This window comes from Gordonia sp. SL306 (assembly GCF_026625785.1).
GTDB lineage: Bacteria > Actinomycetota > Actinomycetes > Mycobacteriales > Mycobacteriaceae > Gordonia.
On record NZ_CP113063.1, the window covers coordinates 3528968 to 3541477 of the forward strand.

At 65.1% G+C, this 12510-nt stretch carries 10 protein-coding genes; 4 read left to right on the forward strand and 6 right to left on the reverse strand.

What is annotated here, in order from left to right:
* Positions 1–122 precede the first annotated feature (122 nt).
* The 3 genes from pstC (at position 123) to pstB (ending at position 2912) form a co-directional block, all read left to right on the forward strand.
* A complete protein-coding gene (pstC, locus tag OVA31_RS16150; protein WP_267627621.1) occupies positions 123–1160 on the forward strand; it encodes a phosphate ABC transporter permease subunit PstC in 1038 nt (345 codons plus the stop codon).
* 1 nt (position 1161) lies between these two features.
* Positions 1162–2064 (forward strand): phosphate ABC transporter permease PstA, encoded by a 903-nt coding sequence (gene pstA / locus OVA31_RS16155; RefSeq protein ID WP_267627622.1) that lies wholly within the window; start codon positions 1162–1164, stop codon positions 2062–2064.
* 71 nt (positions 2065–2135) lie between these two features.
* Entirely contained in the window at positions 2136–2912 is a 777-nt protein-coding gene (gene pstB, locus OVA31_RS16160) for a phosphate ABC transporter ATP-binding protein PstB (RefSeq protein ID WP_164307244.1), read from the forward strand.
* A gap of 511 nt (positions 2913–3423) precedes the next feature.
* Here pstB and phoU read toward each other — a convergent pair.
* From phoU to OVA31_RS16190, 6 genes are all read right to left on the reverse strand, one after another.
* Positions 3424–4086: a phosphate signaling complex protein PhoU gene (gene phoU, locus OVA31_RS16165; RefSeq protein WP_164307243.1), complete on the reverse strand. Its 663-nt coding sequence runs from the start codon at positions 4084–4086 to the stop codon at positions 3424–3426.
* A gap of 99 nt (positions 4087–4185) precedes the next feature.
* On the reverse strand, positions 4186–6306 hold the full coding sequence (locus tag OVA31_RS16170) for an LCP family protein (protein ID WP_267627623.1): 2121 nt from the start codon (positions 6304–6306) through the stop codon (positions 4186–4188).
* A 158-nt stretch (positions 6307–6464) separates the two neighbouring features.
* A complete protein-coding gene (gene dusB, locus OVA31_RS16175; protein WP_267627624.1) occupies positions 6465–7652 on the reverse strand; it encodes a tRNA dihydrouridine synthase DusB in 1188 nt (395 codons plus the stop codon).
* Between the two features lie 14 nt (positions 7653–7666).
* A complete protein-coding gene (locus OVA31_RS16180; RefSeq protein WP_267627625.1) occupies positions 7667–8659 on the reverse strand; it encodes an acyl-ACP desaturase in 993 nt (330 codons plus the stop codon).
* 325 nt (positions 8660–8984) lie between these two features.
* Complete coding sequence (locus tag OVA31_RS16185) at positions 8985–9497, reverse strand: nuclear transport factor 2 family protein (RefSeq protein WP_267627626.1); 513 nt, start codon at positions 9495–9497, stop codon at positions 8985–8987.
* Between the two features lie 43 nt (positions 9498–9540).
* Positions 9541–10944 carry a glutamate decarboxylase gene (locus OVA31_RS16190; protein ID WP_267627627.1) on the reverse strand — a complete coding sequence of 468 codons (1404 nt, stop codon included), beginning with the start codon at positions 10942–10944 and terminating at the stop codon, positions 9541–9543.
* A gap of 146 nt (positions 10945–11090) precedes the next feature.
* Here OVA31_RS16190 and OVA31_RS16195 point away from each other — a divergent pair, with 146 nt between their 5' ends.
* A complete protein-coding gene (locus OVA31_RS16195; RefSeq protein ID WP_267627628.1) occupies positions 11091–12491 on the forward strand; it encodes a WS/DGAT/MGAT family O-acyltransferase in 1401 nt (466 codons plus the stop codon).
* The last annotated feature ends 19 nt before the right edge of the window (positions 12492–12510 follow it).

A 12510-nucleotide genomic window follows, 5' to 3' on the forward strand; every position in this document is an offset into this window, starting at 1 on the left:
GACACAACGCATCGTGAGTCGCGGGGCCGGAGCATTTGCGGCCCCGCGACCACGGTTGAGACACTAGGCCGATCCACTATCCGGGAAGTGGCGCGATGACCAGAGCAGAACCAGAAGGACGCATGACCTCACTCAGCCAGAATCAGGGCGAGCACGCCGAGGGTGGTCCGCTGGGTGCAGCGCCGTCGCCTGACCTGCCGCCCGAGGCGCAGCCCAGTGATCTCACGACCGCCAAGCACAGCAGACTCGGCGACCAGATCTTCCGCACGCTGTCGGTCGGCTCGGGTGTCCTGGTCTCGGTCGTCATCGCGCTGATTGCGATCTTCCTACTGGCACAGGCGATTCCGTCGCTCGCAAAGAACACCGCCAACTTCTTCACCTACCAGGGCGAGTGGATCACCACCGGGACCGAACTGAAGTTCGGCATCCCCCAACTCTTCTACGCCACCGTCGTGGTGTCGGTGATCGCCTTGATCCTGGCCATGCCCGTCGCGCTGGGGATCTCGATCTTCGTGACGGAATACGCGCCGAAACGCTTCGTCGGGCCCATCACCTACACGGTCGACCTGCTCGCCGCGATCCCGTCCATCGTCTACGGCCTGTGGGGCATCCTGGTTCTCGGGCCCGCGCTGGTCCCGGTCAACAACTGGCTGGTCGGCAACCTCGGCTTCCTCCCGTTCTTCCAGGAACCCAGCCAGGTCGCGAACATGTCGACCGGTGGCACCATGCTCACCGCAGGCATCGTGCTGGCGATCATGATCCTGCCGATCATCACCGCGGTCACCCGCGAGGTGTTCATGCAGACGCCGACGGCCCATCGTGAGGCGGCTCTCGCGCTCGGTGCCACCAAGTGGGAGGTCGTGAAGGTCTCGGTGCTGCCGTTCGGGTTCTCCGGATACATCAGCGGCGGCATGCTCGGCCTCGGCCGTGCGCTGGGCGAGACGATGGCCCTGTTGCTGATCATCTCGACGGCCGGGCCGATCGACTTCAACCTGATGGAGAGCGGCGAGACCTTCGCGACGAAGATCGCCAACAATGCGGCCGAGTTCGACTCACCGTCGAAGACCGGCGCGTACATCTCGGCAGGCCTGACCTTGTTCGTTCTGACGTTCGTCGTCAATGCCGCCGCGCGCGCGGTCGTCGCCCGGAGGAAGAAGTGACATGTCCGTGACCATCGATACGCGGCCGAGTGAACCCGTCAAGAAGCGCCCGTCCGGGTTCCAGCCGGTGGCCACCCGGCGCAAGATCGTCAATCAGTCCACGCGGATTCTGGTGTCGGCTGCGCTCCTGATCGCGCTGGTACCACTCATATGGCTGGTCGTGACGCTCATCGCGCGCGGGATCGAACCGATCCTCGACCCACAATGGTGGTTCTCCGCCGAGCGCAGGGGCGGGGCAGCCAACGCGATCGTCGGCACTCTCGTCCAGACCGCGCTGGCCGCGGTGATATCTGTTCCGCTCGGCATCTTCGTGGCGATCTACCTGGTCGAGTACAGCAACGGCAAGTCGTTCCTCGCGCGCACCACGACCTTCATGGTCGACATCCTGTCCGGTGTCCCGTCGATCGTGGCCGCCCTGTTCATCTATGCCGTCTGGCGCACCTCGCTCGGGTTGCCGCGAATGGGATTCGTGGTGTCGCTCGCATTGGTGCTGCTGATGGTGCCACTGGTGGTCCGCGCGACCGAGGAGATGCTCAAGATCGTCCCGCAGGATCTGCGAGAGGCGTCATACGCACTGGGTATCCCGAAATGGAAGACGATTGCGCGAGTTGTCCTCCCGACGGCGTTGTCGGGCATCGTCACCGGCGTGATGCTGGCCATCGCGCGTGTGATGGGCGAATCCGCCCCGGTGCTGATCCTGGTCGGATCGACACGGGCGATGAACTGGAATCCGTTCGCCGGCAACCAGGAATCGCTCCCGCTGATGATGGTGCAGCAGTACAACAACGGTCCCGGAGCCTTCGACAAGGTGTGGGGCGCGGCGCTCACTCTGGTCATCCTGGTCGCGATCGTGTACTTCGGCGCCAAAGCCGTGGCGAAGTTGTTCGCCCCCAAGACCTCCTGACCCTTCGAGAACCGCTTCGCTCGCCACTCGGGGAGCGGAGGGACCTCCACCGCGAGAACGGATAGAGACAAATGGCCAAGCGCCTCGACATCAAAGATCTGAACATCTATTACGGCGCATTCCACGCGGTGAAGGATGTGACGCTGGAGGTGCCGCCGCGCTGCATCACCGCCTTCATCGGCCCGTCGGGCTGCGGCAAATCCACGGTGCTGCGCACGCTCAATCGCATGCACGAGGTGACGCCCGGGGCCTACGCGACCGGCAAGGTGCTCCTCGACAGCGAGGACATCTACGCCAAGGGCGTCGACCCGGTGAGCGTGCGCGCGACCATCGGCATGGTCTTCCAGCGGCCGAACCCGTTCCCCACCATGTCGATTCGCGACAACGTGGTGGCCGGCCTCAAGCTCCAGGGCGTGCGGAACAAGGCCCAGCTCGACGAGGTCGCCGAGCGTAGCCTGCGCGGTGCCAACCTGTGGGACGAGGTCAAGGACCGGCTCGACAAGCCCGGTGGCGGTCTGTCAGGTGGTCAGCAGCAGCGACTCTGCATCGCGCGAGCGATCGCGGTGTCGCCGGATGTGCTGCTCATGGACGAACCGTGCTCGGCGCTCGACCCCATCTCGACCCTGGCGATCGAGGACCTGATGGGTGAGCTCAAGAAGGAGTACACGATCGTCATCGTGACCCACAACATGCAGCAGGCCGCGCGCGTCAGCGATCAGACCGCGTTCTTCAACCTGGAGGGCATCGGTCAGCCGGGGCAGCTCGTGGAGCTTAACGACACCGAGACGATGTTCTCCAGCCCGCTCAAGCAGGAGACCGAGGACTACATCTCGGGCCGCTTCGGCTGAGCAGCGCCCTTCGTGGCTCGCAGGCTCGCACCTCAGGGACCACGACGGCGAGCGCTTCTCGAAGGGTCACATGTTCAGCACGAGGACGATCAACGCGACGATCAGAACAAGAGTGAATCCCAGGTAGCTCAGGATCTGGCGACGATCAGCCGCCACTGACTGCTCATCGTCGGTGGGAGCGTGCCCGCTCGCTGCGCCCGGACCGAAGAGGGGCATGTCGCGCGTCGCGTTCCCGGTGTCGAATCTCGGCCCGCTCCCGGCGCCCGGTCTGAATGTGGGCCCGCTCGCTGCGCTCCCGGCGCCCGGTCTGAATGTGGGCCCGCTCGCTGCGCTCCCGGCGCCCGGGTCCAAGTCTCGTTCCGCAGAGGGATGCTGAGCCATGGCGTCACCCTAACGCCACGCCGACCGGGCCACGAAATCCGAAGGCGCACCAGGTGAGCGCCATCTCATCGCAGAAAAAACGCGGCCCGGATCGCATCCGGACCGCGTGAGGGATCTGCGTCCCGACAGGTCAAGAGACCTCGAGGAACTGCTCCGGGGTCTGCCCGGTTGCCTGGAACACGACCCGTCGCCCGATGAGCACCGCATGGTCGGCGAACCGTTCGTAATAGCGGCCGAGCAGAGTGACGTCGACGGCGGCGGCCACCCCATGGCTCCACTCCCGGTCCATCAGGACCGTGAACAGGTGCCGGTGCAGGTCGTCCATCGCGTCGTCGTCCTCTTGTAGACGGACTGCTTCCTCCGGGTTCTGTGTGGTCAAGACCTCGCGCGCGGTCTCCGCGAGCTGTACCGCGAGCCGGCCCATCTCGGCGAAGTAGCCGTTGACCTCCTCGGGCAGCGCCTTGGCCGGGTGGCGACGCCGTGCGACCTTCGCCACGTGCAGGGCGAGAGCACCCATCCGGTCGACGTCCGCCGCGATCTGGAATCCGCTGACGATCCCGCGTAGATCACCGGCCACCGGGGCCTGTCGGGCGAGCAGCGCGAACGCCTGTTCCTCGGCGCGGGCCGACAACTCGCTCATCCGGTCGTTGTCGGTGATCACTTCCTCGGCGACGGCGAGGTCGGCCTGCAGCAGTGCCTGGGTGGCGCGTGCCATGGTCGCGCCGGCGAGGTCACACATCTCGCCCAGGATCGAATTGAGCACCTCAAGCTGCTCGTGGTACGCGGTACGCATAGCGTCCAGGATACGTGGTTGCGCGAGCGGTACCCGGCCAGTGCGGATGAACACACCGTGAACGCCCGGTGCCCGCCCGCTTTGAGGCTTTTGTGCAGGTCAGGAACAGGTCGTGTCGCCCGCGTTGGTCACCGCGAGATCGTTCGGCAGGCCCGACGACGCCGATAGCGCCGGCAGCTGCTGGGCCGAGATGGTGCTACCCGTGGCGGGGGTCGAGTCCAGGGAGCCGTCGAAGTTCGAACCCAGGATCACCTCGACGCCCGACTTGACGTTCGGGTCCTGTTGGATCGACGCGCCGGGGAACATCTTGGCCAGCGTGGCCGCCGAATCCTGCTCACCCGCGCCGTAGCGGATGACGGTCTCGTCGCGGTTCTCCGAGGCGTCGGCGACGCCCCGGACGTCGAATCCCTCGGACACGAGCTGGTCAGAGACCTCCGACGCCACGCCGCTGCGGTCGGTCCCGTTGAGGACCCGGACGCCCACGTTGCCGGGGCTCTGCGCGGTCGCGCTCAGCTTGGTCGGTGCAGCCTCACTCGACGGTGCGGCCGCACTGCTCGACGGCGACTTGCTGGCCGAACTCGCGGCCTTCTTCTTCGCCTTCTCACCGGGCAGCGGGTCGTCGTCGATGATCGAGTTGAAGATCGCGTTGATCGCTTCGGTCCGCGGGATCTCGTTGTTGAGACCGTCCGTCGTGGTGCCCGAGGTCGGGATGGTCAGGAAGGTGACGCGTCCGGCCTCGATTCCCTGCATCGATTCGGCCAGGCTGAGCAGGGACTTGGTGTCGACACCGTCCACGAAGCTGTACTGGATGAAGGTGTTGACGATGCTGTTCAACTTGTTCGGGTTCGACAACACGTTGCCCGACAAGGTGGAACGCAGGAGCGACGACATGAACAGCTGCTGTCGCTTGATGCGGCCGTAGTCACCGGTGCCCTCGGACGCGATGTTCCGGGCGCGGACATAGTTCAGCGCGCGGCGCCCGGTGAGCTTCTGACTTCCGGGCTTGCGGATGATCTGGCCCAGCTCGTAATCGTAGAGCGGGGACGTCGAACAGACCTGGACGCCGCCGACGGATTTGACGACCTTCTCGAAACCGTAGAAGTCCATGGCGATGAAGTGGTTGATGTTCAGGCCGCTCATCTGCGTGATCGCCTGCACCAGACATTTCGGTCCGCCATCGGCGTAGAGACTGTTGAGCTTCACTCCGGTCTCGGCCGGTATCGGGTCTCCGTAGGTGCCCGCACTGTTGTCCCAATGCTGGCATTCGGGTCGGTCGACCTGGAGGTCGCGGGGGAACGAGACAGCGACGACACGACTGCGATTGGCAGGCACGTTGACCAGGATAACGGTGTCCGAGCGCGCACCTTCGGCGTCGGCGGTGGTGCCTGCGCCCACCTTGCCGTTCTGTCCGGTACGGGTGTCAGTGCCGACGATGAGATAGTTCTCGTCGCCGTACTGGGCATCCTTCTTGCGGATGTTCGAATCGTCCGGGTTCACCGCGTTGATGGTCTTCCAGTTGCCGTCCCACGACTGCAGGTAGCCCCAGACGAAGCCGGTGCCGACCAGCGCCATCACACAGGCGACCGCGACCATGACACGGCCGGTGACGGTGACGTTTCGGGAGAGGTTGCGGCGCCGATCCTGCGGTCCGGGATGTCGGAACGGGCGCGACCGCGGCGGGATGGTGTCGGAGAGGTCGGGAGTCGGTTGCAACGGCCGGGCGCGACTGCCCTGCCCGCGCGACTCCTCGGTGACGCGTTCGCGCGTCGCATCGTCCGAGAGGTCGACGTCGACGTCGGGGGCGTCGGGAATGGTCGGGATCTTCTGGGTGACATCGTTCGCGTTGGGAACCTCGTCGAGGTTCCCGAACCGGTGGACCGTGGTCGGATTCTCGTCGGCGGGTGGCTGTGGCTCCGGCGAACGCCTCGGCGGCCGTTTTCCGGACTGTCCCGGCTGCGCCTGCCCGGAGGGCGCGTCGGCTCCGGCCGCGTTCATCTGCTCCATCAGCTCACGCACGGTGAGCCGGGTGCGGCCGCGGACATAACGATCGGCCCCGCGTGGCTCGTGGAGGGCGCCGTGGGAGGGGCCACCGTTCACCGGTGGGTCGCCGAACATCTCCTTGAAGTCGTTGGCACCACCGGAGCGGCCGGCCCGCCGACTACGACGAGGCGTGCTGCCTTCGTCGGACGGCTCGTCCGGTCCCGATGACTTACGACTCAACTGACATTCCCCTTGAACCCCGACCTTCCAGTGCCACCGCCGATGGGCTGGTACGGCGCACCATGACATGGCCCCGCCCATGCGAGACCTCGAGTCATATTACTGATTGCACCTGAGAACATGTCTCAGCTACCGCGTGGCGGGTTGCATTTCCGCGTTCAGCCGCCCGAATGCATGATCTCGGCGCCGTCGGGAACGATGTCCTCGTCCGGGTCGTCGAGCCAGCCGTCGGGTAGCGCCACCTTGGCGGGCGATCCCTGCCGACCGCGAGGCCCATGTCCGTCCGCCGGGAATTCGGCGTCGGCGGGCAGCGTGCCGACGAGTTCGCGCAGCTCGTCGAGGGTGTTCACCAGAGCCAGACGATTGCGGAGATCGGAGCCTGCCGGGAAACCGCGCAGATACCAGGCGACGTGCTTACGGATCTCGCGCATACCCTTGCCCTCGCCGTGATGTGCGGCGAGCAATTCACCGTGCCGGACGATGATCTGCGACACTTCGCCGAGATTCGGGGCGGCGGGAGCCGTGAATCCGTTCAGTTCGGCGGCGAGTTCGGCGAACAGCCACGGCCGTCCGAGGCACCCGCGACCGATCACCACGCCGTCGCAGCCGGTATGCCGCATCATCTCGACGGCATCGACCGGTTCGAAGATGTCACCGTTGCCGAGCACCGGAACCTCGGTCACGTGTTCCTTGAGCCGGGCGATCTCATCCCAGTCCGCGGTGCCCGAATAGCGCTGTGACGCGGTGCGCGCGTGCAGGGCGACGGCCTGAGCGCCTTCGGCGGCGGCGATGCGCCCGGCGTCGAGGTGCGTGTGGTGCTCGTCGTCGATGCCGATCCGGAACTTCACCGTCACCGGAATGGAGGTGCCCTCGGTGGCACGCACCGCCGCTGCGACGATCCGCCGGAACAGGTTGCGCTTGTAGGGAATTGCCGATCCACCACCCTTGCGGGTGACCTTGGGGACCGGGCAGCCGAAATTCATGTCGATGTGGTCGGCGAGATTCTCGTCGACGATCATCTTGGCGGCCGCGTAGGTGTTCTCCGGGTCAACGGTGTAGAGCTGCATCGACCGCGGCGACTCATCCGGTCCGAACGTCGTCATGTGCATCGTGACCGGGTGGCGTTCCACCAGCGCGCGGGCGGTGACCATCTCGCACACATAGAGCCCCGACACCGTGCCGGTGCGGGCGAGTTCGAGTTCGCGGCACAGGGTGCGGAAGGCGACGTTGGTGACGCCGGCCATCGGGGCGAGAACCACCGGGCTCGCCAACTCGATGGAGCCGATTCTCAGGGCAGCGGACGCCGAACCGGCGCCCTCGGAGATCGAGGGCGCCGGCGTCGACAAGGTCGGTGCGGTGCTCAGGATGCCTGCTGCTCCCGCTTCTTGGCCTCGCGGGCGAGTGAACGGTCGCGCATCTCCTCGAAGCGGATGGTGTCCTTCTCCAGCTGCTCGAGGAAGGCCGCGAGCTCCTCACGGGTCTTCTCGCCCGCGGACGTGAAGTCCTCGCGCTCGAAGACCTTCCACTTCCGCAGGACCGGCATGATGACCTCTTCGAGGTGCTGACGCAGGTCGTAGATGCCGTGTTTGGCCATCAGCACGCCGTGGCGACGGAAGTTCGGCATACCGGCGCCCGGCATCTGGAAGTTGGTGACGATGTCGGTCACCGCGCGCAGCGTCTGGTCGGGCGAGATGTCCATGCCCGCACCGCAGATGTTGCGGTAGAAGATCATGTGCAGGTTCTCGTCGGCGGCGATGCGCTGCAGCATCTTGTCGGCGATCGGGTCGTTGCAGGCCTTGCCGGTGTTGCGGTGGCTCACGCGGGTGGCGAGCTCCTGGAAGGTCACGTAGGCGACGGAGTGCAGGATGCCCAGTTCGTCGGCGTATTCCTCGAGCTCCTCGGTGCGTCCGGCGGCCGCCAGCATCGGATCGTAGCCGTTGGTCATGTGGATCATCCGCGCCTCTTCGAGGGCGACGGGATCGACACCGCGGGTCACCACCAGGTAGTCGCGCATGGCGATGCCGTGCCGGTTCTCCTCGGCGGTCCAGCGTCCCACCCAGTGGCCCCAAGCCGAATCCATCGAGAAGTTGTCGGCGATGACCCGGTGGTAGGACGGCAGGTTGTCCTCGGTGAGGAGGTTCGTGATCATCGCGGCCTTGGCGACCTCGTCGAGCTGCGACTGCTCGGGGTCGTAATCGACCCCGCCGAGCGCTGCGAAGTTCTTGCCCTCATCCCAGGGCACGTAGTCGTGCGGGTTCCAGTTCTTGGCGATCTTGAGGTGCCGGTTGACGTTGTCCTCGGCAACCGGTGCCAGCTCCTTGAGCAGTTCAAGCTGGGTCAGCTCGCGTGCCATTCTTTCCTCCGAACGGTGGTGGTCCGTATGTCATGCCTGTCAGTGGTGAGCTCGGCGCGGGACTGACATGGTGGTCAGTGGTTCAGGATACGACACCTGCCGACCCGACCCAAGTCCGTACTTACGGAATCGTAACCATGGGCGTACGCCGTTACGTTCATCTCACGTGTCATCGGTCACGATAGGTGATCGTCACCGACGACGACTCTCACGTACCGCTCGATCATCGCCGATCGGGGCACATCTACCCCCTGCGTGACGCGGATTCACAGCCGATTCGCAGGCCATCTACGTGCCGTTGCGCGAATCCCCCGAGGCCTCGGCGTCATCGACGCCGAGCGAACATCACCCCGATGGTCTCCATCCAACGGGCCGCGTCGTCGTCAAGGGTACCCAGATCGGCCGATTTCTCGCACCATCTCATCGCCGCCTGCCCGAACTCCATCGGGTTGTAGACGTCCTCTTCCCGACTCCACATCCCGTTGCCTGCATAGGTCAGGATGGTGATGTTGGTCGCGGTGATCAGCGTTCCGTCACCTGGATCGCGCATCGGGTTGTCGACCTCGCAGATGACCCGACCGGTGGGCGCGTCCACCACGTGCCAGAGCGAGGGATACCCGGTCATGTGGCTGCCGGGGAAGGTGGTCATCGTCTTCCAGATCCAGGCCCGGATCTCCTCTCGGCCGGACATCGTGCCGAGGGCGTGCTCGACGTAGTCGGCGTCCTCGGTGAACAGCTCGGCGAACCGGTCCCAGTCACGGGTCACGGCGATCTCGGCGACAGTTCGCTGGAATTGGCCGAAGGCCTCATCGAGTTCGGAATGCGTGAATGTGCTCATCGAGGCATGAGCGTACTAGAACTTGTTCTAGAAAATCCGCCGATCAGTGATGGAACCCGTGCGTGGCGTGCGGCGTCGGCATCGGCGTGTCGAGGCTGTCCAGGTATTCCACCGAACTACGCAGGTCGCGCATCAAGAGGTCTGCCAGGTCATGCGACAGGCCGTTGCGCACCACGATCCGTTGCACCCACTGATCGCCGAGATTGTCGGGCAGGGGGTAGGCGGGCACCTGCCATCCGCGCTCACGCAGCTGAGTGGAAAGGTGGTGCAGATTCCAGTTCTCGGAGTGGCCGGGAGCGAGTTGCCAGGCGAATACGGGGATGTCGCTGCCGTCGCTGCGTAGCACGAACTGGTCCATCGCGCCGATCTGGGACGACAGGGACAGCGCGACGTCCTGGCAGTTCTGCTGGACGGCGCGGTAGCCCTCGAAGCCGAGCCGGAGGAATTGGTAGTACTGCAGCAACACCTGGGCGCCCGGACGGGAGAAGTTGATGGCAAAGGTGGGCATGTCGCCGCCGAGGTAGCTCACCCGGAACACCAGGCTCTCGGGGAGCAACGAAGCGTCCCGCCAGACCACCCAGCCGATGCCGGGATAGACGAGGCCGTATTTGTGGCCGGACATGTTGATCGACGCGACCCGGTCGACGCGGAAGTCCCATTCCAGATCGGGCTGGAGGAACGGGGCGATGGCCCCGCCGGAGGCGGCATCCACGTGGATGGGGATGTCGAGGCCCGTGTTCGCCTGGATCTCGTCGAGGGCGGCGGCGATCTTGGTGACCGGCTCGTAGGCGCCGGTGTAGGTGACACCCATGATCGGTACGACGCCGATGGTGTTCTCGTCGACGTAGGACGCGAGGTCGTGTCCGTCGAGGACGGGATGCTCCTCGGAGATCGGCACATACCGCGGTTCGATCTCGAAGAAGTTGCAGAACTTCTCCCAGCACACCTGGACCGCCGACGACATGATCAGGTTCGGGGTGCCGACGGGTTTGCCCTCGGCCTTGCGACGTTCGGCCCAGCGACGTTTGAGTGCCATTCCGCCGAGCATCGCCGCCTCCGACGAACCGATGGTCGACGTACCGATCGCCTTGGTTGCGTCTGGCGCGTTCCAGAGGTTGGCAAGCATTGTCCAACAACGGGTTTCGATTGCGGCAGTCTGTGGGTACTCGTCCTTGTCGATCATGTTCTTGTCGGCTGACTCGAGATACAGCCGATTGGCGTGATCGTCCATCCAGGTTCCCACGAAGGTGGCGAGGTTCTGGCGCGCATTGCCGTCGAGCATGGCCTCGTCGTGGACGATCTGATAGGCGGTCTCCGGCAACGATTCGGTCTCGGGAAGGGTGAAGCGGGGGAACTCGGTGGCCTCGCCACGTCGCGTGAACAGCGGGTTCGCCGAGACCGGAAGGTCGGCGACGTCATTGCGATCGACTTTCAGGTGATGTTCCATCGGCTCAACGTACGCCGAATCGATGCCTGACCGGCTCATCCTTCGGGCATGATTGTGCAAGCGCGCCCGGGCTGTTCATCCGTGCGCGCATGATGGTGGATGACGGGGTCAGCAGTGACGTCGGTAGCGCAAGGGGTGATGGGTGCATGCAACGTCTCAGTGGGCTCGATGCGTCGTTTCTCTATCTCGAGACGAGGTCGCAGCTCATGCACGTCATCGGTCTCATCGAGATCGATCCGAGCACGATGCCGGGTGGGTACAGCTTCCCGAAGCTGCGCGACGAGCTCGAGCGGCGCATCGGCGCGATGCCCAATTTCCGTCGCAAACTGGACAATTCGCTGCTGAACATCGACCACCCGGTCTGGATCGAGGACGAGGACTTCGACATCGAACGTCACGTCCATCGTGTTGCGGTGCCCGCCCCGGGCGGTGAGGAGCAGGTGGCCGAGCTGTGTGCCCACCTCGCCGGCCAGACCCTCGATCGCGGCAAGCCGTTGTGGGAGTTGTGGGTCATCGAGGGCCTCGCACAGGGCAAGGTCGCCGCGATGCTCCGCATGCATCATGCCGGCGTGGACGGGGTGACCAGTGCGGACCTGCTCGCCGAACTCTGCACCATGACGCCAGAGGCACCGGATCTCGATGCGGACAAGATGAAAGAGACCGCAGGCGGATCGTCGCGGACCACGATGGCGTTGACCGGAGCCGTCAATTACTTCGTCCAGCGCCCGATCGCGATGGCCAAACTCCTCCCGGAGACCGTGGGGGTGCCGATCGAATGGTTCCGCCGCACCCGGGCGAAGACCGCCATGCCGGTTCCGTTCCAGGCGCCCCGGACCCGGTTCAACGCGCCGATCACACCTCACCGGTCACTCGCGGTCACGCAGCTCTCCCTCGACGACGTCAAGCGGGTCAAGAACCGTTTCGGCGTGAAGATCAACGACGTCGTGCTCGCCATCACCGGCGGTGCGATGCGCAGTTATCTCGAACAGCACGACGAACTCCCGGAGCAGCCGCTCGTCGCGATGGTGCCGGTGTCGGTACACGGAGCCGACGAGAGCGCGCTGGTGACCGGCGGCACCAACAAGGTGACCGGAATGTTCACGCTGTTGCCGTCGAATCTCGACGACCCGGTCGATAGGGTCGAGCAGGCATCGGAGATGGCGCGTAAGTCGAAAGAGCATCACGCCGACATCGACGCCAACATCCTTCGGGCGTGGGCGCAGTTCGCCCCGGGCACCACCATGTCGACGGTGATGAAGCTCTACGGCGATCGCGGACTGTCGCTGGCCCATCCGCCGGTGTTCAACGTCCTGGTCTCCAATGTCGCGGGCCCCGACTTCCCGCTCTATTTCCTGGGCTCACGGGTCACCGCGGTCTATCCGCTCGGGCCGATCTTCCACGGGCTGGGATTGAACATCACCGTCTTCTCCGCCGACGGCCATCTCAATGTCGGCATCCTCGCCTGCACCGATCAGGCCCCGGATGTCCAGGCGATCGCTCGAGCCTTCGACGAGCAGCTCAAGCAGTTGCTCGAGCGATGCGACTGATCTGCGTCACCGGCCGCGC